Source organism: Dorea amylophila (assembly GCF_025567265.1).
Lineage (GTDB): Bacteria > Bacillota > Clostridia > Lachnospirales > Lachnospiraceae > Dorea_A > Dorea_A amylophila.
This window is the reverse complement of record NZ_JAOQJW010000012.1, coordinates 88310-109716: the sequence shown is the minus strand read 5'-3', so window position 1 is coordinate 109716 and position 21407 is coordinate 88310. Positions and strand designations below refer to the sequence as shown.

Annotated in this window: 25 protein-coding genes and 1 pseudogene; 3 read left to right on the top strand and 23 right to left on the bottom strand. The window is 43.8% G+C overall.

Features of this window, described 5'->3' with window-relative positions; genetic code table 11:
• Positions 1–83: 83 nt before the first annotated feature.
• The 9 genes from OCV72_RS09210 to OCV72_RS09170 all read right to left on the bottom strand — a co-directional run bounded on the left by OCV72_RS09210 (position 84) and on the right by OCV72_RS09170 (position 8737).
• Positions 84–1196: an ABC transporter ATP-binding protein gene (locus tag OCV72_RS09210; protein ID WP_028087022.1), complete on the bottom strand. Its 1113-nt coding sequence runs from the start codon at positions 1194–1196 to the stop codon at positions 84–86.
• A gap of 159 nt (positions 1197–1355) precedes the next feature.
• On the bottom strand, positions 1356–2201 hold the full coding sequence (gene rsmI / locus OCV72_RS09205; RefSeq protein WP_055283357.1) for a 16S rRNA (cytidine(1402)-2'-O)-methyltransferase: 846 nt from the start codon (positions 2199–2201) through the stop codon (positions 1356–1358).
• Positions 2202–2204: 3 nt separating this feature from the next.
• The gene (locus OCV72_RS09200; protein WP_028087024.1) at positions 2205–2969 is read right to left on the bottom strand and encodes a tRNA1(Val) (adenine(37)-N6)-methyltransferase; all 765 of its coding nucleotides are present in this window, start codon (positions 2967–2969) and stop codon (positions 2205–2207) included.
• Complete coding sequence (locus tag OCV72_RS09195) at positions 2959–3870, bottom strand: PSP1 domain-containing protein (RefSeq protein ID WP_055283355.1); 912 nt, start codon at positions 3868–3870, stop codon at positions 2959–2961. Before OCV72_RS09195 ends, OCV72_RS09200 begins: the two co-directional genes overlap by 11 nt.
• Positions 3871–3874: 4 nt before the next feature.
• Positions 3875–4864 carry a DNA polymerase III subunit delta' gene (gene holB, locus OCV72_RS09190; RefSeq protein ID WP_055283354.1) on the bottom strand — a complete coding sequence of 330 codons (990 nt, stop codon included), beginning with the start codon at positions 4862–4864 and terminating at the stop codon, positions 3875–3877.
• Positions 4851–5438, bottom strand: coding sequence for a nucleoside/nucleotide kinase family protein (locus tag OCV72_RS09185; protein ID WP_055283352.1), 588 nt, complete (start codon positions 5436–5438; stop codon positions 4851–4853). Before OCV72_RS09185 ends, holB begins: the two co-directional genes overlap by 14 nt.
• Positions 5431–6972 (bottom strand): aminotransferase class I/II-fold pyridoxal phosphate-dependent enzyme, encoded by a 1542-nt coding sequence (locus OCV72_RS09180; RefSeq protein WP_055283350.1) that lies wholly within the window; start codon positions 6970–6972, stop codon positions 5431–5433. Before OCV72_RS09180 ends, OCV72_RS09185 begins: the two co-directional genes overlap by 8 nt.
• A 31-nt stretch (positions 6973–7003) precedes the next feature.
• The gene (locus OCV72_RS09175; protein ID WP_055283347.1) at positions 7004–7891 is read right to left on the bottom strand and encodes a hypothetical protein; all 888 of its coding nucleotides are present in this window, start codon (positions 7889–7891) and stop codon (positions 7004–7006) included.
• A gap of 153 nt (positions 7892–8044) precedes the next feature.
• The gene (locus OCV72_RS09170; protein ID WP_055283346.1) at positions 8045–8737 is read right to left on the bottom strand and encodes a 5'-methylthioadenosine/adenosylhomocysteine nucleosidase; all 693 of its coding nucleotides are present in this window, start codon (positions 8735–8737) and stop codon (positions 8045–8047) included.
• Positions 8738–8937: 200 nt separating this feature from the next.
• On the opposite strand from OCV72_RS09170, the gene OCV72_RS09165 reads away from it, so the two are divergent.
• Positions 8938–9180, top strand: coding sequence for a TIGR03905 family TSCPD domain-containing protein (locus OCV72_RS09165; protein WP_028087031.1), 243 nt, complete (start codon positions 8938–8940; stop codon positions 9178–9180).
• Positions 9181–9700: 520 nt separating this feature from the next.
• On the opposite strand, the gene OCV72_RS09160 is transcribed toward OCV72_RS09165, so the two are convergent.
• Together OCV72_RS09160 and OCV72_RS09155 are read right to left on the bottom strand one after the other, a co-directional pair.
• Positions 9701–10174, bottom strand: coding sequence for a DUF6147 family protein (locus tag OCV72_RS09160; RefSeq protein WP_055283344.1), 474 nt, complete (start codon positions 10172–10174; stop codon positions 9701–9703).
• Positions 10175–10245: 71 nt separating this feature from the next.
• Positions 10246–11160, bottom strand: coding sequence for a DUF4367 domain-containing protein (locus OCV72_RS09155; protein WP_055283342.1), 915 nt, complete (start codon positions 11158–11160; stop codon positions 10246–10248).
• 148 nt (positions 11161–11308) lie between these two features.
• Between OCV72_RS09155 and OCV72_RS09150 the strand changes: the two genes are divergently transcribed.
• Complete coding sequence (locus OCV72_RS09150; RefSeq protein ID WP_055283340.1) at positions 11309–12376, top strand: undecaprenyldiphospho-muramoylpentapeptide beta-N-acetylglucosaminyltransferase; 1068 nt, start codon at positions 11309–11311, stop codon at positions 12374–12376.
• A gap of 56 nt (positions 12377–12432) precedes the next feature.
• Here OCV72_RS09150 and OCV72_RS09145 read toward each other — a convergent pair whose 3' ends face one another.
• Together OCV72_RS09145 and OCV72_RS09140 are read right to left on the bottom strand one after the other, a co-directional pair.
• On the bottom strand, positions 12433–12996 hold the full coding sequence (locus tag OCV72_RS09145; protein ID WP_055283337.1) for an RNA polymerase sigma factor: 564 nt from the start codon (positions 12994–12996) through the stop codon (positions 12433–12435).
• A 20-nt stretch (positions 12997–13016) separates the two neighbouring features.
• The gene (locus OCV72_RS09140) at positions 13017–13427 is read right to left on the bottom strand and encodes an HIT family protein (protein WP_262568955.1); all 411 of its coding nucleotides are present in this window, start codon (positions 13425–13427) and stop codon (positions 13017–13019) included.
• A gap of 86 nt (positions 13428–13513) precedes the next feature.
• On the opposite strand from OCV72_RS09140, the gene OCV72_RS09135 reads away from it, so the two are divergent.
• Positions 13514–14260, top strand: a complete 747-nt coding sequence (locus tag OCV72_RS09135) for a sensor histidine kinase (protein ID WP_055283333.1) — start codon at positions 13514–13516, stop codon at positions 14258–14260.
• On the opposite strand, the gene OCV72_RS09130 is transcribed toward OCV72_RS09135, so the two are convergent.
• The 10 genes and pseudogenes from OCV72_RS09130 to OCV72_RS09085 form a co-directional block, all read right to left on the bottom strand.
• Positions 14216–14824 (bottom strand): rhomboid family intramembrane serine protease, encoded by a 609-nt coding sequence (locus OCV72_RS09130; protein WP_028087038.1) that lies wholly within the window; start codon positions 14822–14824, stop codon positions 14216–14218. The two genes, OCV72_RS09135 and OCV72_RS09130, sit on opposite strands and share 45 nt — an antisense overlap.
• A gap of 71 nt (positions 14825–14895) precedes the next feature.
• Complete coding sequence (locus OCV72_RS09125) at positions 14896–15645, bottom strand: DUF6382 domain-containing protein (RefSeq protein WP_055283384.1); 750 nt, start codon at positions 15643–15645, stop codon at positions 14896–14898.
• A 15-nt stretch (positions 15646–15660) separates the two neighbouring features.
• Positions 15661–16080 (bottom strand): TadE family protein, encoded by a 420-nt coding sequence (locus OCV72_RS09120; RefSeq protein WP_055283331.1) that lies wholly within the window; start codon positions 16078–16080, stop codon positions 15661–15663.
• Position 16081: 1 nt separating this feature from the next.
• Positions 16082–16510 (bottom strand): prepilin peptidase, encoded by a 429-nt coding sequence (locus OCV72_RS09115; protein ID WP_055283329.1) that lies wholly within the window; start codon positions 16508–16510, stop codon positions 16082–16084.
• Complete coding sequence (locus tag OCV72_RS09110) at positions 16498–17337, bottom strand: TadE/TadG family type IV pilus assembly protein (RefSeq protein ID WP_055283327.1); 840 nt, start codon at positions 17335–17337, stop codon at positions 16498–16500. The genes OCV72_RS09115 and OCV72_RS09110 overlap by 13 nt, the downstream gene beginning before the upstream one ends.
• 104 nt (positions 17338–17441) lie before the next feature.
• The gene (locus OCV72_RS09105; protein ID WP_242859244.1) at positions 17442–18836 is read right to left on the bottom strand and encodes a DUF5702 domain-containing protein; all 1395 of its coding nucleotides are present in this window, start codon (positions 18834–18836) and stop codon (positions 17442–17444) included.
• Positions 18837–18841: 5 nt separating this feature from the next.
• Positions 18842–19018, bottom strand: coding sequence for a Flp1 family type IVb pilin (locus OCV72_RS09100; protein ID WP_006428847.1), 177 nt, complete (start codon positions 19016–19018; stop codon positions 18842–18844).
• 38 nt (positions 19019–19056) lie between these two features.
• A complete protein-coding gene (locus OCV72_RS09095; protein WP_155515223.1) occupies positions 19057–20262 on the bottom strand; it encodes a type II secretion system F family protein in 1206 nt (401 codons plus the stop codon).
• Positions 20262–21020 (bottom strand): type II secretion system F family protein, encoded by a 759-nt coding sequence (locus tag OCV72_RS09090; RefSeq protein WP_070099627.1) that lies wholly within the window; start codon positions 21018–21020, stop codon positions 20262–20264. Before OCV72_RS09090 ends, OCV72_RS09095 begins: the two co-directional genes overlap by 1 nt.
• A pseudogene (locus OCV72_RS09085) lies at positions 20968–21378 on the bottom strand (ATPase, T2SS/T4P/T4SS family); the annotation flags it as partial. The gene OCV72_RS09090 and the pseudogene OCV72_RS09085, both read right to left, overlap by 53 nt.
• Between the last annotated feature and the right edge of the window lie 29 nt (positions 21379–21407).

Below are 21407 nucleotides of genomic sequence, written 5' to 3'. Positions count from 1 at the left end.
GGACGCTTTCTTACGCCCGGTCCTCTTATATTCATCTGTTTTTTACGATAATTGTGGCTCTTATATCAAGCCTTCATTACAGACTAGTTTGTGATTGTAACCTGTGTCTCTTTATCAAAGATATGGATCTTCTCAGCATCCAGAGCAAATTTAACAGTATCACCTGTTCTTGCTGTTGTTCTAGGATCCACTCTTGCTGTCATGCTTGATCCTTCATAATCGAAGTATAAGAATACTTCTGCACCGAGCATCTCATATACACGGATCTTTGCTTCGATTACTGTATTTGGAGAAGCTTCGATGAACATCTGCTCATCGTGCACGTCTTCCGGACGGATTCCGAGAACAACTGTCTTTCCTTCATATCCGCCATCGATCAGCTTCTTAGCTTTTGCCGGTGGAAGCTCGATCTCTGAAGGTCCTGCTACCAGGTATACTTTATTTCCGACTACTTTACATTTCGCATCAACAAAGTTCATCTGTGGTGATCCGATGAATCCGGCAACGAACTGGTTGCATGGATAATCGTACAGAGTCTGTGGTGTATCTACCTGCTGAACAATACCTGCGTTCATAACTACGATTCTGGTTCCCAGTGTCATAGCTTCTGTCTGGTCATGTGTTACATAGATGATGGTTGTACCTAATCTCTGGTGCAGTTTAGAAATCTCGATACGCATCTGTCCACGGAGTTTTGCATCCAAGTTTGAAAGAGGCTCGTCCATAAGGAATACCTTTGGATCACGAACGATCGCACGTCCCATAGCAACACGCTGTCTCTGTCCACCGGAAAGAGCTTTTGGTTTACGGTCAAGCAGTGGTTCCAGATCCAGGATCTTAGCTGCCTCACGAACCATTTTGTCGATCTGGTCCTTTGGTACTTTTCTTAACTTCAGACCAAATGCCATGTTGTCATATACTGTCATATGTGGATACAGAGCGTAGTTCTGGAATACCATTGCGATATCTCTGTCTTTTGGCTCTACGTCATTTACTACTTTGTCCCCGATCTTCAGTTCTCCGGAAGTAATATCTTCCAGACCGGCGATCATACGGAGTGTTGTAGATTTACCACATCCGGATGGTCCTACGAAAATGATAAATTCTTTATCTTCAATCTCAAGGTTGAAATCTTTTACTGCTTCAAATCCATTTGGATAAGTTTTGTTAATGTGTTTTAATGATAAACTTGCCATTGTTATAATCCTCCTGATTTATAATCGTTTTATTTCATTTTGTTACCTGTTTCGTTCTGATAAAAAGTATATAAAAAAAGTTCAACCTGGGTAATACCCAAGTTGAACAATCTTTTTTTCATTTTCTATACAAGTTGACGAACGGAACGTTATTTAAGGTCAAGGTGTCTGTAACAGTGCCTGATAGACGTCTCTTTTCCCTATACCTCTGTCCTTTGCCACCTGTTTCATCGCAGCTTTCTTATCCATGCCCTGTCCAAGATAGAGTTCCATATGCTCTTCCATGCTCATCTCTTCCCATCTGGCTTTTTCTTCACTCCGGATCTCTTCCCTGCTTTTTCCTTCGATCACCATGACGCATTCTCCCTTCGGCTCCTGTACGTCATAATATGCCAGTGCGTCTTCTATCTTTGTGGCAAATACCGTCTCATGCTTCTTCGTCAGTTCCCGGCAGATACTGATGCGTCTGTTGCCAAGCGTCTCCCGAAGCGTCTTCAACGTGCGGACCAGTCTGTGCGGTGCTTCGTAGATCACCATTGTTCTTGTCTCATCTTTCAGTTCATTCAAGACAGCCTGTCTCTCCTTCTTATCCGTCGGAAGAAATGCTTCAAATGCGAATCTTCTCGTTCCAAGCCCAGATATCGTAAGCGCCGTCACACATGCGCAGGCTCCCGGAACAGCTGTAACCGTGATCCCGGCCTCCTGGCACATCTTTACCAGTTCTTCTCCCGGATCAGAGATTCCCGGCATACCTGCATCGGTGATCACTGCAATATCTTCACCATTCTGCAGGCGTTCTACAAGTTTGTGTCCTTTTTCAATCTTATTATATTCATGATAGCTGCTCATCGGTGTCTTAATCTCAAAATGATTCAGAAGCTTGATACTGTTCCTGGTATCTTCTGCCGCGATCAGATCTGCTTCTTTCAAAATCCGCACCGCCCGGAAGGTCATATCTTCCAGATTTCCTATCGGTGTCGCACATAAGTACAATGTTCCTGCCATCTCTTACTCCTCCATCTTATGCTCGCTCTTGTTCATCCCGTACATCTCAAGCAGTTCTTCTGTATAACTTCCATCCTTCTGATATACGATCAGTGGCGGCTCCACCTGCATTCTCGGATTTCCGCCTTTCATACCCTCGATCAGAACCATGTTCGGTTCTTTGTCTATATGCGGATATACCAGCCGCATACGCTTTGGCTCGATTCCATATGCGCACATCTTTGTCATGATCTCCGGAAGCCGGAATGGCCTGTGGACCATGTAGAACCTTCCTTTGACCTTCAATAGTTTCGCACTTTCTCTTAATATATCATCCAGCGTGCAGAGTGCCTCATGTCTGGCAATATACAATGCTGTATTCTGATTCTTCAGTCCGTGGTCTCCGATCATGTACGGGGGATTGGTCGTAATAACTCCAAAAGAGGCGGCTCCGAATATGGATGCTGCCTCCTTGATATCTCCCGTTACAATGTCGATCCTCTCTTCCAGTCCGTTATGGCTGACGCTGCGCCTTGCCATATCTGCGCTCTCCTCCTGGATCTCCAGCCCTGTATAATGCAGGCCCGGATATTTAGCTTCCAGAAGGATCGGAAGAATCCCCGTTCCTGTTCCGAGATCCAGTGCTTTTTCGTGCTTTTTCACATTTGCAAATGCGGACAAAAGCACCGCATCCATTCCAAAACAGAACCGTCCCGGACTCTGGATGATCTCGTATCCTCTGATCTGCAGGTCATCCAGTCTTTCATTCGGAAGTAATTTAGTCATCATTTAACTTTGACGCTCCGTTCTTTTCTTCTAACGCCTTCAGTTCCTTCATCTCTTCTTTGGAAAGTCTTACGTCTTTCTTCTTACGTCTCGGCTTGAATCTCAGTTCTGCTGCCGGATACTCACGGATCTCTTTCTCGTCATTATCCAATGTTACAACAACCTTCACCAGCTGACGGAGTACGTTAACAGACTGGACATCTCCTCTTAAGCCTTCCGGTGTTGTGACATGATCACCATTTGCCGGAAGATGGCTGTTCAGTTCTTCGTATGTCTCCTCTTCATTCGTCAGACAGCACATCAGTCTTCCGCAGACACCCGAGATCTTCGTCGGATTCAATGAAAGGTTCTGCTCTTTTGCCATCTTGATCGATACCGGTGCGAACTCGGATAGATACGTATGACAGCAAAGTGGTCTGCCACAGATTCCGATCCCTCCGCGGATCTTCGTCTCATCACGCACACCGATCTGTCTTAACTCGATTCTTGTACGGAATACACTTGCCAGATCCTTTACCAGCTCGCGGAAATCGATTCGTCCGTCTGCAGTAAAATAGAACAGCACCTTATTATTGTCAAATGTATATTCTGCATCGATCAGCTTCATCTCCAGCCCGTGCTTATGGATCTTCTCCAGGCAGATCTTGAATGCTTCTTTTTCTTTTTCTTTGTTCTTTTCTTCTTTTTTCTTATCTTCGTCTGTTGCAAGACGGATCACGGATTTTAACGGCTGTGTGATCTTATCGTCTTCCACTTCCTTCGGTCCGGTGACTACAGAACCAAATTCCACTCCTCTTGCAGTCTCAACGATAACCTTATCGCCCGTCTCTACCTCCAGTTTTCCCGGCGAAAAGAAATAGATCTTTCCGGCGGTTCTGAATCTAACGCCTATTACCTTCGTCATATGATTAGTTCTCCTTTATGGTCAGGAACAAAAGCTCCATAACCAGATCAAAGTTAACATTCGCTTTCAGTCTGGCTTTCGCTTTCTCAAGGCTCTCCAGGATCAGTTCAATTCCTTCATAAGAGCTTTTTCTCGCCTGTTCTTTTATACTCTGTAACTGGTCTTTGAATACGACCTTGTCAATCTCTTTTGTTGCTTTATACAGTAAGACATCTCTGTACCAGATCATGATAATATCCAGATAATCCGTGATCTCTAATTTATATACAGATATATTCTTAACCGCAGCAACAATCTCACTCAGTTCCATATCATGGATATGCTTCAGGAGCTGTACCGCTTCCTCTCTGATCTCATTAAAATGCTCCGAATTCGCCAGCATGATCGCGCGTCCCACATTTCCCTGGGCAAATGCGGTACACATATCTGCTTTGTAATCCGGTATCTCCAGATTCTCCATCAGATACTTTCTGATCAGTGTATCTTTGATGTTACGCAGCTTCAGCATAACACATCTGGAGTTGATCGTCGGAAGTAACATCTCTGCATTCTCCGTCAGCAGTAAAAATACCGCATATGCCGGCGGCTCCTCGATCGTCTTCAGAATTGCATTTTGTGCCTGCGGTGTCATCAGATCTGCCTGAGGGATAATATATACTTTGTATGGTCCCTGATACGGCTTGATATCCACGGTATTGTTCACCTGTGTACGGATATCATCTACACTGATGCTGTTCGGCTTCTCATGTGTTACGCGGATAATATCCGGATGGTTTCCGCTCTCTGCCTGCCTGCAGGAATGACATTTCCCGCAAGGTTCACTGTTCCCGCTCTCACACAAAAGAGTCGTTGCGAACAGATTCGCAAGCATCCTCTTACCGGAACCTCTCTCTCCATTCAGAATATACGCATGCGACACTCTGTTATTCTCCACTGCGCTACTGATATATTTTAATATGTCTTTGTGACCAACCACATCTTTAAAGCTTCCCATCTCGTATTACCTCTACTATCTCTTCCTTACATCGTACTTTATCGTCATTCTGATATCTTCTTGTAATTCCTGCTGCCGCAAGATTCTCTTCTGAGAAATCCTTCTGATCTGCCAGAAATCTTCTGCAGACTTCTTCGTATCCCGGATGTTCCTGCTGCCGCTCTCTTGCGATCGCACGCATCAGGCGTTCCCCGTCTTCCACTTCAATATAAAGCGGAACCAGATTCTCCTGTCCATAATACGCTTTCATCTTCATATAAGATTCCAGCGTACCGATCATCAGATAATCAGACCCGGTCAGATGAATCTGTCCATCATCTATTGTAGCATATTTCCAGTCACCATACACGGTCTGATAGGTACGAAGTTCAATTATTTTGCCTTCTTCTCCATACTGTTCTAATATTTCATTCGAAACAAAATAATATTCCACGCCGTCTTTTTCACCTTCCCGCATCGGTCTGGTCGTATATAATGTCAGCGTCTTCAGCTCGGGAAGCTCTTTTCTGATCTCTTTATAGACCGTATCCTTACCGGAAGAACTCTTTCCCATCATGTAAAATATCTTACCCATCTATCCATACCTCTATGCTATCTTCTGATTGCAGTCCTTCAATTGAAAAATCGTGTTCCTGATACCAGCAGAGAATCTCCACCGCTTCCTGCGTAATGCGTTCTCCCGGAACGATCAGCGGACTTCCCGGCGGATAGAGGTACGCATATTCCAGGGAAATGCATCCGGCGCTGTCCTTGAAATTTCGTTTTTCCATCTTGCCTGGGTTCACCAAATACAGAATGTCTTCTGAATCCTTCTGGTGGTTCTGGTTCTGCATCTTATCTCTGCACTTCACTGCCTTCGCGATCGTCCACACCTTTTCCAGTGACGGCTGTCTTCCGGAAAGCGGGAGATCCGTGTCGGTCATTTGCATCGGTTTCTGCTCCTGCCCGGCATCTTCCTGTCCGGATCCTGACTTTAACTTTGTATCAATCTCAGCATCAATTGCAAGCAATGCATCCCGCAATCTGTCCAACCCTTCCTGCGTATCCCCTACCGTCGTCATTGCCAGGACATAGGTTCCGGCAAGCATCTCCATCTGCAAGTGATAATCACGAAGCAGTCTCTCATACAATTCATGACTGGACATCGGGGCATGCTTTACAGAAATCACAAATTTAGACCTGTCATATCTGTCTGTATTCTCCGTCCGGATAATCTTCAGATACTTCAGTTTCTTCAATTCTTCCCGCAGGGTATCGATATGTGCCGCATATTCTTTGAAAATACTGCACTTCTGCAGTTGTGTCTCTTCCAGCAGATGAATACACGCATCGATACTTGCCATCAGTATGTACGACGGACTGCTCGTCTGCAGCATATCCAGATACCGCTTTACTTTCCTGCGGTTCACCCGCTCCCCGTTCACATGCAGCAACGCTGTCTGCGTCAGGGCCGGAAGTGTCTTATGAAGACTGTTGATCACAAGATCTGCGCCATACATATTCGCACTCTCCGGGAAATACGGATCAAATCCAAAATGTGCTCCATGTGCTTCATCTACGATCAGCAGGCATCCCGCTTCATGTACAATCTCTGCAATCTTTTCGATGTCCGACACCACGCCGTCATAGGTCGGTGATACGATCATCACCGCACGGATCTTTGGATGTTCTTCCAGTGCTTTCTGCACATCTTCTGCATCGATCTCTGTGCTCAGTCCCAGTTCTGTATCAAACTTTGGATAAAGATAGACCGGATCCAGTTCATTCAGATATATCGCATGATACACAGACTTGTGACAATTTCTTGCCACAAGTATGGAATCGCCTTTTTCAGTTGTTCCTAATATTGCACTTAAGATTCCGACGGTACTTCCGTTAACAAGAAAATGTGTCTCATCCGCATGGTACACCTCTGCCGCTCTTTCCTGCGCTTCTTTCAAAATCCCTTCTGCATGATGCAGGTCATCAAAGCCATCGATCTCTGTAATATCGATCCTGTACGGAGAGGTTCCATCCATCAGATCCAGATTCCTTTTATGGCCCGGCATATGGAATGCGTAATAGTCGGAATCGCTGTAATTCTTTAGTTTATCAAATATATTATACATGCATATATTTTAACAAAATAACATTATATTATCAAGCCATAAACTCCCGCAGAATCTGGCGTATCATCTCGTCCTTTGCAAGCTCCTCCGGTGCATCTTTCTGTTCTTCCGCTTCCGGGCTTTTACTTCCGTCCATACCGGCAAGTCCTGCCGATGCTTTTGCCAGATTTTTTGCGGTATTTTGAGTCCGTTCTCTCCGTCTGTTCTCACGCTGCATATGGACTACACTGTGATCCGGTACCGGGGCAGGTGTCTCTTCTGTTCCGGCTTCCGTCTCCTGTACTTCATCCCTTTGTATCTCATCCTTTTGTATTTCGTCTTTTTGTATTTTATCCTTCTGTATTTCCTCTTCCGCCGGTCCGTTTTCTATGTTTACACGCACGGTCCGCTCCTTCTGATTCATCTTTTCATACTTACGGAGACATACATTTTCCAGATAATCAACCATGTAATTCTTCGCCATCTCCATACAGTAATTCTCGTCCGTTGTCAGGTGGAACAGCCACACCAGGATTCCGAGTCCGCAGCCGGCAGCACCCATCCGCAACGCTTCGTCTCCCATTCCATAGACCTGACAGGTAATTCCCGCTCCCGCAAGTCCGGTTACGATCAGAAGACCGGAACACATCTTTTCCAGTCTCCGGAGCGAATGCAGACGTAATCCACATACTTTGTATTCGTACAGATATTTATCCACAAATACCCCTACATTTTCCACCGTGTCACTGATCATACATGCATGTTCGAATTTCGCCCGGACCAGGCGCATCAACGGATGATTGCTTTTGCTCATACTTCCCGCCGCCTCTATCATACGTTTCATCGTCATACTCACGATACACTTGTCTGCCACTCCAAGTCCGGTCAGCATCCCCATAAGCACAAATAACAACTTCTTGTCCAATAACATTTCCAGCATAATAATAGCCCTCCTTTTTGATATGCATTATACTGTATATCAAAGAGAAGGGCGCTTTATTTCGTTCTTCCTATTCTGCACGGGAAATGCTGCTTTCTGTCACTTTCGTGCATATCCTGTAACATTCTGTACTGCGCAGGTCATCCCGTTATCTTAGATCATCGGAAGCAATTCTTTCATAAGCCTTACACTGTGGGCGATTGCTTTCTTTTCGAATGTCGGATAGTCCATTGTCGCACTGTTGTCGGCTTTATCCGAAATAGCACGGATAATGACATACGAAACTTTGTTCAGGTAAGCGGCCTGTGCGATTCCGGCACCTTCCATCTCTACACACATCGGGTGGAATAATGACACGATTCTTTCTTTCACTTCCTTATCGGAAATGAACTGGTCCCCGCTCGCCACTCTTCCTGTAAATGTATGAATATCCGGGTTCGCTTTTTCATTCGCTGCTACCGCCTTCTTCACAAGCTCCTTGTCTGCCGGGAATGACAATGTATCCATTCTCGGAATCTGTCCTGCCGGATCACCGAATACAGTCGCATCCATATCATGATGCAGTGCATCCGTGGAAATGACCATGTCACCAATATCAATCTGTGCATCAAGCGAGCCGGCAATACCGGTATTGATCAATGTATCTGCTCCGAATTGACTCACCAGAATCTGTGCACAGATTCCTGCATTGACCTTACCGATTCCGCTTCTTACGATTACAACATCTTTTCCGCCGAGTGTTCCCTTGCAGAATACCATACCTGCCATCTCCACGGTCTCTTCGATCTGCATATCTTTCTTCAGTTCTGCAACTTCTTCTTCCATTGCGCCGATAATACCTATCATATATTTATATCCTCCTGTGTTTCACGAATTTACCTATGCCTTATTATAGACGATAGGAAAATGGATTTCAACCGACGAAATGTATGGATAATTTGACGGTTTTCTGTTATAATCGGGAAGTATGACAGTCAACAGATTTTCTGTCTGTTGATACCGAATCATGTAAAACTATGCAAGAACATTATCAGGAGGTAATAGATATGGATTACAAACCAACCGGAGTCTGTTCTCGTCTCATTCACGTAGAACTTGACGGAGATAAAATTGCTAACGTAGAATTCGTAGGCGGATGTGCCGGTAACACATCCGGAATCAGCAGCCTTGTTAAAGGAATGGATGCACACGAAGTCATCAAGCGCCTGGAAGGAACCAGATGTGGTGAAAGACCGACATCTTGTCCTGACCAGTTATCCAAAGCTTTGAGACAGGCACTTGGCGAATAATAGGCCAGCGGCTGATCTGAATAACGCAGACAAAAAAGGATACTCGTCCCCCGACCGGGAGACTTGTATCCTTTTTCATTTTGGTGATTTTTTAATTTTGGTATTTTTTTCTCTTTTTTTTTCACACCCTGCTTTTCCCTCGTCAAAACTTCCGTTGACTGGTTACGAATAAATAATTATTAATAGTTACATTGTTTCTTTCATTGTATTTTCTAATTATTATTCGCTCCTACATATTGTGCACTTACTTATTAATGAATTTATTTATGGTTTTTTTATTGTTGTCTTCTTTTTTATATACATTACCTTATGGTTTGCTTTGTCTGTTTTACCTGTTTCATTCAGCTGTAATCTTCACTTTATCCCAACTACTGTTTGACTGTCATGGTCCGCATGGTTTCTGGTTTTTCCGTCCACTTCTTTACTTTAATCTCTTCATCTTTTGATTTGTAATCTTTTTGTTTTGCTCTTCTTTTTTTAGTCTTATGTTCTTATCCTTCTATGCTTTTTGAGGATTTGGTTACTCTACATAGACACCGTTGGTGAAGGAACTGCTCATATCACTGTTAGCAACATGTGTGCAACGGACACGGTAATAATAGCCGCCTTCAACGTAAAGCGTTCTGTTGGACATAGCTCTGTTGGTATTCTTATTTTCTTTCTTCCAATTATCATAATATGACCATTCTGTGTCTTCTTCTTTGGCACGTTCTACAAGAACAGCTATCTGTACACTTTTAACCACCTGTCTTGCAACTGTTGTTCCACCTGCATAGATTTTTCCATCACCAAGCTTTGTACACTTGGAATAACCGGTTAATAAGTCTTCACCTCTGGTAATCTTCGTATCATACCCTATCGACTCTTCCTCATGCGTTAACTCCGAACCGTCTATCACTTTACCCTCTGCGGCTCTCGCCTCCTGCATGGATGTCATCGACAATCCTCCGACCAGCATTGCGGTCAGACATACAGACACGATTTTCTTCTTCATATCTCACCTCCATTCATACTTTTTTCTGCCCTCATATATTAATACACATAATTTTTCAAAAACTGTCGCTTTTATTTTAGAAAAATTAAATTGTTTAATATTTTTTCAAATTCCTGCTGTTTCATTGTCCCCGTCAATAAATATTCTATATTGTCATATTTAAATTTTGCAACGCAACTTGATTTTTTACTTTCTTTTAATTTATAAATTGTAACTTCAATTGAACAATCCTCTATTTTTTTAGTATATTTTTTTTCAATAGGATCTTCGAAATCAACTCCCCAGGAGTTATCTCTGTATGGAATATTTATAAAATAGGCAATGGTCTTTTCGTTGTATGTATAATACATCTCTGCGATTTGCTTATCTTCATCTAAATTTATTGTATCAAATTTCATATTATTTAAACATATAGCTAATTTAACCACCTCTGTACCAAAAGCATCTCTTATCTCCTGATATGCCTTTTCCTCATCTTCTCCTTCTATGACCTTATTCTCTTTATCTGCATGATTTGAATCTACTTGATCAACCTCTCTATCCCCAACATTCTGCGTCATCATCCGCACAATCCTCTCCGGACCTCCCATACTGGTGATCCCCATTGCCAGCACACAGACAATAACTGCTGCCAGTGCGAGATACATTTTCAAAGGCTTCTTTTTACGGCGGACTTTCTTTCCGGAAGGTTCCTCCGGATCATTTTGTCCAATCCCTACCTTCAGCATCTTGCGTCCCAGCTCCAGAGCCTCGCGATCTTCTTCAGAGAGATGGTTGATTGCTTCTTCTCTTTCTTCTGTTTCTTTCCTGGTCTGCTCCATCTCATATGCACGAATCTGTTCTCTTACTCTTGCGAGGACAGCTTCCTTTGTCCCTTCAGGCACGACAAGACTGGTGTCATTTTCCAGAAATTCTTCTTCCTCTCTGGCAATCTCTTCAAATTCTCTGGCAATGCATTCTTTAAATTCGTCTTTCTTATCATTCATTTTGCTACCCTCAAATTTTTGACTGGTCTGTAAATTTCTCCATAGTTTTGCCACTTGACCTATTTCTTTCAGAAAGTATAATATAGATATAATCTTTATTATATTTGATGTATGCAAGAATAATACATATTCAAGTCTGGAGGTAATTATGAAACGTATTATCTTAACCGGTGGCGGTACTGCCGGGCATGTTACACCTAACATTGCTCTTCTGCCACGCCTGAAAGAATTAAACTATGATATTCACTATATAGGTTCTTATAATGGAATTGAAAAAGAACTGATTGAACAGTTCGGTATTCCGTATCACGGGATCTCAACCGGTAAACTCCGCCGCTACTTCAGCGTACAGAACTTTACGGATCCGTTCCGTGTGATCAAAGGACTCGGCGAAGCCAAAAAACTTGTGAAGATCCTTCATCCTGATGTAATCTTCTCCAAAGGAGGCTTCGTATCCGTTCCTGTTGTTCTTGCCGGTAAAAGCCGTCATGTTCCGACCATTATCCATGAGTCTGACATGACACCGGGACTTGCTAATAAGATTTCCATGCCATCGGCATCAAAAATCTGCTGTAACTTCCCGGAAACCATCGAGCATCTTCCTGCCGGAAAGGCTGTTCTCACAGGCTCTCCGATTCGTCAGGAACTGTTATCCGGTGATAAATATAAGGCATTGGAATTTCTGCACTTCACTCAGGACAAACCAGTGATCATGGTCGTTGGCGGAAGTCTTGGTTCTGTTGCCGTCAACGATGCTGTCCGCAGTGTCCTTCCTGAATTGCTTCAGTCTTTCCAGGTAGTTCATCTCTGTGGCAAGGGCAAAATTGATGAATCTTTGAAAGACCTGGAAGGTTATGCTCAGTTCGAATATATCAAAGACGAACTGAAGGACCTCTTCGCTCTGACAGATCTTGTTATTTCAAGAGCCGGAGCCAATGCGATCTGCGAACTTCTTGCACTGCACAAACCGAATCTTCTGATTCCACTTTCTGCAAATGCAAGTCGTGGTGACCAGATCCTGAACGCCCGTTCTTTCGAACGTCAGGGATACAGTGTTGTTCTTGAAGAAGAGGAACTGAATCATGATGTCCTTCTGAAAGCAATCACGGACCTTTATCAGAACCGTGAGACGTACATTCAGGCAATGAAAAATTCTCCTCAGCAGAATTCCATCGATACCATTATCGATCTGATCGAATCCGTTGTCAGACACTGATCTGCATTTATCTCTGTAATACATAAAAAACAGGTGGTTGTACTTCCACCTGTTTTTTATGTATTGTGTAAGCGGTCATACTCATCTTTGTACCTTTTTATCATCCATTTTCTTGCTCTTTTCAGCATACCTTCCAATGCATATAATGTAACGCCCATCTGCTTAGCGGCTTCCTTCTGCGGCATATCTACATAATATACAAGTGTCACTGCCTGATACCATCTGGCCTTTTTCTGATACAGTTCCCGGAATATATCAATTCCGAGTTTGCGGAAACCTTGTTCCTTGAGCATCGCTATCACATACTCTTCTGAACTGTCATCAACCAGAGCGTCCGGATATTTCTCTTCCGACATCGTTATTTCCTCTAACGACACTTCGCGTTTATGGTCTCTTATATAATTCATGGCTCTGTACTTTGCAAGCATCAGCATCCATGCTTTGATCTGCTGCTTGGATTCATTTCCATTCTGTACATATGCCATGAAGAAGGCATCCTGCGCAATTTCTTCTGCTACGTGATGGTTTCCAGAGTATCTGAGTGCCTCCCTGTATACAACGTCAAAGTATTCGCTATATGCATCCACAAAGGCACTTTCCCCTGTAAACTCTCTTCCCACTTTACGCTCCTACCTTTTATCTACTTAATCTTTGATAAAACATCTTCTTTTTCTTCTTCTGTCAACTCATGCATCGTCCATCCAAGTCCGACTTTGTCATCTTTATGTCTCGGGATCATGTGTACATGATAATGAAATACTGTCTGTCCGGCAGCTTCACCGTTGTTCTGGACAATATTGTAGCCATCGCAGCCCAGTGCTTTTGTGAGCTTTGTGATCATTTTCTTCGCAAGGATCATTGATTTTCCTGCAAGTTCATCATCAATCTCATACAGATTGGCATAATGCTCTTTTGGCAGGATCAGTGCGTGTCCTTTTGCTGCCGGATTGGCATCCAGGATCACACGGAAATCTTCATCCTCATACACAGTCGCTGTCGGAATGTCTCCATTCGCCAGTTTACAAAAAATACAATTCTCATCCTTCATAATCTTATCCTTCTTTCTTTTAAAATTTATGATTGATTATTTAAACCGCCAATGCTAAACTGATACCTCAGAAAGGGGCGGTAATTATTATGTTATCATCGACAGACCATGACAAATTACAACAGATTATGCAGGAAAATCCTGAAAACGAAGCACTTATAAACCGGCTTTTAACCTCTCATCAGATGGAGATCAGTACCATAAGTCACGAGATCCGTAATCCTCTGACACTGGTTTACAGTACACTCCAGCTTATCGAATCACAACATCCGGAAGTCCTTACATTTTCCCATTGGACGGAACTGCATCAGGATATCGAATACATGAAATTTCTCCTGGAGGATCTGTCTTCTTACAATAACGGAGAACGTCTGGAACTTACCCCGGTAAGTGCAAGCACATATTTCCGCAGGATTGCTTTATCCTTCGCTGCTTCTATTGTTGATACAGATATCGAATTTGTTTCCCGTATTCCCGAGGATCTCCCGGAAATATCTGCAGATACCGTAAAGCTCCGTCAGGCAGTTCTGAATCTTCTTCGTAATGCCTGCGATGCACTGAACAAAAAGGCTCCTGATTCCCAGAAGCCGGTCATTACATTCTCTGTCAGTCTCCAGACAGATTCTCTGCATATCGAGGTCAGGGACAACGGTTGCGGTATCGCTCCCGAAGATCAGGAGACTATCTTCGAGCCATTTGTCACTCACAAACCGGACGGGACCGGTCTTGGACTTGCAATCACCCGCCGGATCATCCAGGCACATCATGGAACGGTCACGCTTAACTCCGTCTTACATAACGGAACCACGTTTATCCTTACGCTTCCGGTACAGTAATACTCCCATCAGAAAACCGGCTGCCAGGCCTCCGATGTGTGCCATATTGTCTACGCCGCCACTGGTAAATCCATAATATAATGTCAGCACAACCATAAACACTAATCCTTTGCCGGATATCTCTCCTATCCTTCCCCGGTTACGGATCGCCACATACAGAAGTGCACCGATAATTCCGAAGATTGCACCGGATGCGCCTGCCGATACTGCCATACTTCCTGTCAGTATGTCCCACCATGCAGACAGGATATTCCCTGCAAGGCCGCTTACAAAATATACGATGAGGAACTTTATCTTTCCTATCTCAAGTTCCAGATTCCACCCCATCGCTACAAGCACAACCATATTATTGAAAAGATGATCGTATCCGAAGTGGAGAAACATACTCGTAAACAGCCGGTAATACTCTCCGTTCTTTATCAGATATGGAACATACATTGCCCCATGCTGTAACATGAATCTTCCATCCTCCGTCATTCCCTGAAATGACAGTACCAGAAAGACTATTACATTCACAACTGCCAGTAATACAGTACATGGTGCTTTTATTGTGTTCTTATTCATCTTCTATCGTCCGTTACCTTTCAATCTATTCATTTTCTGTCTTTATCAGTATAACATAGATTACTTAAATATTACAATTCCTCTTCTTCAATATGCAGTCCGTCCCATTCTCCCCATTTTGTTTTTTTATGTTTATTCAGGAAACGCTTTACCGGGATCCACAAATTATCTGTCTCACGCATGATCGAGCTTCCCATCTCCTGTTCCGTAATCCAGTCATGTTCTTCCGTATCGTAATAAGATGTCCGCTCTCTTTTTTCTTCCAGCAGTTCATCTATCATTGTTTTTCTTACTGGTTTTTCCATATCTTTTTCTTCTCTTTCCCCACATTCTGCGATTAGTTTCTCCAGACTGTAATTTTCTTCCATTGTTCCCTTATGCAGCAAAAATGCCAGCCGGACACATTCTTCTTCCTCGTAATCCGCAACTTTCACCATGTACTCTGTCAGCACATGGAATTTCTCCCATAGATTCTGCGTTGCCGGCGGATAATAGCAGAAAAAGAATTGCCCTTCCTCATAAAATATATATTCCGGTTCCAGTAGAATACAGTGGATATCCAGCAGATATTTTCCGGTTTCTTTCAGCACATTCCCAAATTGGTACATAAATTGCCGTATATCCTCCGCCTTTAACTTTGCTCTTGTATACATTGCCTGCATAGATATCTTTCCGCTTACATCATAATCATAATAACTGCTGCCATTCATGCCTCTTCCTGCCACCTTAAGGAATCCTTCCGGTGAATTGGCTTTCAGCATCTTCATCTGATAGTCCTCTTTATATAATACATGTTCTTCTATCGTTATCTTTCGTTCCATTCTTTCATTCCCCATTTATTTCTTTATCCTGCGGATATCCCGGATATACCGTTCCGGTTCTGTTACCACTGCCCTGCTTTCTACCGCAAGTGACATCTTCCGTCTTTTCGCCACGGCCGACACACGGATCTCTTCTTTGCTCACGGAACATACCGCCACGGCTCCCGGAAAGAGGATGCACTTTTTCCCGACCCGCTCCTGAAATAAGGCTTTTAATTCCGCTTCCTGTATTCCGTCCTTTTCTCTGGCTTTCGTACTTCCGACAACAGCAGTCTCGTATGCTGCTCCCGCAATAATATTCTTGTCATGATAATAAAAACATGCCAGGACGCACCCCATAACAAGAAATAATATCATCGGCATCAGCAGGGACATTTCCACTGTAAAGCTTCCGTTCAGAGCATGTTTCTTATCTATGTTTATGATCCGTTCCATCTCACAGTCCTCCGATACATACGCCAAACAGATAGCCCACTGTCAGAAACGGATAGAATGGGAATGCAAGACTCTTCTTCCGTCTCAGGGTCACGCATCCCAGAGCAAGAATCCCCAAAATAAAAAATGAAGTCGCAAGAACTTCCAGAAGTCCCCATACTCCCAGATAGATTCCAAGTATCAGAATCGCCAGACTGTCCCCGTATCCAATTGCTTCCCGTGTAATCTTACTGATTCCTATAAATATCATACCGATCAGCCCGCCTCCCAGCGATACCATCCAGTCTATATTCTGTGTAACTGCCTGATATAGAACCGTTCCTGCCATACACAATAACAGTACATCTCTCGGAACTTTCCTGATCTTATAATCCATAAACGACAGTCCTGTCAGTATGACCATCGCCACAATGCGGCTTACCGTCCACATTTGGAACATGCCCCCTTTCCCGCTGCCTCCGATACCGGTATCGCATAGATTGTCCGTTTTAATCCACTGCATGACAATGAACTATGATACCGGTCTCCAAAATTTGTAATGTATATAGTTCCTGCATTTCCTTTCATGCAATGTTCACATGGATAATATCTGCCGCCACTTTCATTACGAAGATCAGACACCGTACCCATATGTGTCATCCGGATCGACAGATCCAGATAGGAACAATGATAATCTTTGTGATATACAAGACCGTTCTCCGTCACATAGACCGTATCATTTCCCATATCGGATAATCCCTCTTTTTCATATCCGCTCCATGCTTTTATCTTCATGGTTTCCCTGCATTTTACCGGTCTGATACCGAATACCGGCACAGGAATTTTCACCTGATATTCTGCGTTCAATGTTCCAATCCCAGTGCGCACAGACATTCTTGATGCCGAACAGTCCATCCCACTGCTGCCGCCTGCAATGATACTTCTTTCCATCCTTGTCTCTCCGATTGCATAGACGACATCACGCTCTACCTTTGACGGCATCAGTATCTGTGTGATACAGGTGTCTTTTGCCGCCTGTTTTCCTGCATACTGCAGACTGCTCCTGACTGCAGTATGTACTGCCATCATTTCCAGAAGGTACAGCAGTGTCACAACCGCCAGGAAAAACAGCGGTACCGTTGCTGCCGCCTCTACGGTAACGCTTCCCTTTCTTTTATTACGGAATAATTTTTCCAATCGTGTTGAGGCGGATAAAGATACCCTTTCAGATACTGAATGATTGATAGGTTGTGAGGGGGAGAATAAATTATTTCTCATTTTGCGAATCCTGCTCCTTTCTTTATTATTTTTATATTTCCGGGATTTCTAACGATACCTGAAAGGGCATCTTTATCCGCCTCATGTTATTGTTCTTACACGCACTACTGATAGCCGTAATATGTCTGAAATCTATACGATATCCCTCTTCTCAGCTTACACACCGTGTCCACTTCCATTCTTCCGACACAGTAATCGATCCGAAATGACGGCTGGCTGTAAATCGTCTGCATATCCTTCTCGATCACTCCCATGGTTCTTACTGTTAATTTCCCTTTATCTTCCAGGAATAACAACATTCGCACATAGTCTTTGTAGTCCATACCACCTTCTACATCCGCCCCGTCGCCGGTGTCTTCCTCTGTTCCAAGCTTCATAAGACCGGATAATGAGAGCTGCCAGCTTGCATCATCTTTTACAACTGCAGTCTTTTTTCCATTCAGCAATGTTCTCACATCCATCACGGATTCCCCGTATGCCCATGCCAGAAGAATTCCCTGCGCTGCAGCTTCTGTAACCGCCGGTACCGCAAGCAGTGTACATAATGTCCCTGCCGCTGCCCGTGCCTCAGCCTGTCTGGTACTGTTGGTCTGCAGATACAGATAATTCGGCACGAATCTCAGCAGCACTAATTTGTTCGCAACCGCTTCCAGATTCTCCCGGTCACTTTGCCTGCCAGCCAGAATATATTCCACTTCATAGTCCAGGCTCCCACCCTTCGGTTCATCCAGAAAATCCGCAAAATGTTCCTGTATATACCCGCCCAACAATACGGAATCCAGTGTTCCTCCTTCCGATTCCACATCTTCAAATGTTCCGTGACCGGTCTGATTCTCTCGGTTCTCCGGCATGTCCTCTGACACAATCTGTTTTTCTGATACTTGTGTTTCTTTCGGTAATACCAGATTCAAAATCGGTGCCTGCTTCAGTCCTGCTACATGTTCCAACGGATTCTCTTCGCCCGGAAGTTCCATTTCCTGCCCGCTCAGAAGCTCCTCCAGATGATCTGTCTGCGCTTTTTCTTCTCTGGTAATTTCATCTGCCTGCCGTTCCTGATTCTTCCAGATGGAAGTACTCCCAAGATACTTGTCTGCCCATGAGATCCCGTATTTGTGTTTCATGTATTTACCGGCCTGATCCATGAACAATTCCCCATTCTGATCTGTGAACAGCCGGATTCTCTTTATATCATTTTCCATATCAGCACCGTAATATGACAGGCGGTCTAACAAATTCTGCTCACTGTATGTCCCGCTTTCATATCCTGCCTCTATGGCAAATACATCATAATGTTCCAGAAGTTCTTTTTGATATTCCGCAAATACGCACTCCACTGCCCGGTTCATATCTGCCCTTCTGTAATTCTTTGCCATCTGGATGGATGCGCTTTCCGTCAACGCAAGTACAAGCGAGACAAGCAGAATAAATGTCAGTGTCAGATATACCGTTACCTCTCCTCTTACATACCCTGTCGTCATCTCCTTCTTTCCGGTGCTCACCACACTTAAATTCCGGAACTTTCGCTGGTAATCTTTTCGAATATTGTCTGCACCAGACTGGTAAGCTGTGATTTGAAGATGATCACAAGTCCGATCAGTACGACCAGGATCAAGATCACTTCTACCACCCCGATCCCCCGGTCGTCTTTTAATACCTGTAATGCATATCGAATTCTCCACATACTGTATTCCCCTTTCTTCTTTTTCTTTTATTTTTCATCTATATCTGCAATGTCAGAAATGCCGGTACTATCACAATGACCAGTACCACCGCCAGCATAAGAAACATTGGAAGCAGCAGCTTTGTCCCGGCTTCTTCCCCAAGCCTTTTTGCCTGTGCTTTCCGCTCTTCAAATGCCTGTATGGATTCCAGTTTTAACAGTTCTGTCAATCCTTTTGTTCCTTTCCGCAGATTCTGTGACAACAAAGCCCCCAGTCTTATATAAACCTGAACGTCACACCGTCTGCCGAAATTCTCATAGCTCTCCGATTCTGTCACACCACTGTCCATCTCATGACAGGTCTGTATCATTTCTTCATATGCGTACCTCTTTTTCCCTTCTTCTTTTTCTCTCGCATAGCCCTCGGTTACCTTTCTCCAGGCACGCTTTACCGTCATACCTGCTCCCAGATACAATGTCAGTTTGTTAATAATATCCGGATAGTCCTTAAGCATCTGTTTTTTTCTGTCTTTCAGTGCCTTTTTTTCATTCTGTTTCTGTAATGCGCAGAGCAATATTCCGATCATTATGCTCATTGTGAGCACAATCATTCCCCGGTTATTAAACGGATGATAATAACGAAGTTCATTTTTCCCCAGACGTTCCGGCAGAATCAGCGTTTCCTGTTCCCGCTGCTTTTCATCTGCCTTTTTCATATTTTCCGTTACTGTTTTCTTTATCTCTTCCTCTCCGCTTAACTTCTTAGGATATACACAGACCACGCACTGATAAGCTGCCTGTTCTTTTTCATTTTCCGTATAAGTAAGTACCGCATTCAGTTTTACAAGCGTTCCCTTTTCTGCAATATTCTTCTCCTGTATCTCGCCCTTAACATTCATTACATCATACCTGTCCAGTTCCCAGGAGACCGTCACCGGTTCTCCCGGAATCTCTGTGATCAGGTTCAGGTCTGTCTCCACATGATCCGGCGTCTGGTTTTCATTTAGTATCAGCCTGTCCATCCTCCGGATGATCCTTCCGAACAGTTCCTGTATCTCTTCTGTCGTATACCGACGTTCCGATACTTCTATATCCGTTCTTATTTTTTTCTTTGTATTCCCGACTTTTACATCTAAGACTTCCGTCTTTGACCCTTTTCCGTAATCATTCCTCTCAATGGCCGGTTGTAGCTGCTTTACAGAACGAACGGCATCTGCTCCGGTCAGTAATATTCCGGATATGAACAGTACACAAGTCACCCGCATTATACGTCGATTCTCAATATCCTTATTCCCAGATAATAAGCGCCTGCGTAGATTCCAAGACATAATGTCATCACCCCGATTCCTGCCATATTCCCATATAATTCATTCATGAATTCCGGAAAACTAAGTGACATATAACCGATAATTCCATACGGCACTACCGACATGATCTGAAATTCATATTTCTTTGCAGCGAGCATGGTATCGATCTCTCTTTTCACTTCTATCTTGTCTCCGATCTGATTCGCTGTATTACGGATAATACCGATCATGTCCCCACCGCTTTTCTTTGCCGTTACGAATACGGTTACAAAACTCTTTACATCCTCCGACAGAACCTGTTCTGCAAATTCCTCCAACACCTGTTCAACCGGAATATGTATCCGCAATTTTCTCGTAATAACCAATAGTTCCTTAGAAATCCGGGCCTCCGGAGGATAAAGAATTTTTAATTCTTTCTGCGTTTCATAGAATGCATTTTCTACCGAATAGCCTGTGTTCAGTGCTGCCGACAGAGACTGTATCATCTCGCGGAACTGCTTCTGAAATTCCTGTTCCTTTTTCTTTTTCTCTTCTTTCAGAAATTCTCTGTACAGCCATATCCCCAGCGGGATCAGTGCCGGCACAGCCCATATCTTCCGGTAATAAAGCCATGCCGTAATCCCAATGAGTGTGGCAGCCTTTCCCCCGGCTGCCCCACGTTCTTTAAATGTGATATCCTGCTGCCATAAGCTTCTCTCGGTGACAAAGTTCTGCAATTTTTTTCCAGTCTCCGCTGACTTTTCTTTCCATCCTGATTTTTCTTTTTTCTTCATCTTCTGTTACATTCACCGCCTCCTTATATGCTTCTTCAAAGCAATACAGCGTCTGCAGGTGGATTTCTTCCTCCCAGTATCCCAGGACTTCTGTTACTTCCAGGACTTTTCTGGTCTTATCTCTCAGACGGCCGAGATGTACAATGATATCCAGACCGGAGGCGATCTGTCTCTGAATTGCAGGAAGGGGAAGATCCATTCCCATCAGTACCATCGTTTCCAGACGGCTTAGCATGTCCTTCGGACTGTTTGCATGGCCGGTGCTGAGGCTTCCGTCATGCCCCGTATTAAAGGCCTTTATATGGACTCCCTATGTTCCCATCATGCAGA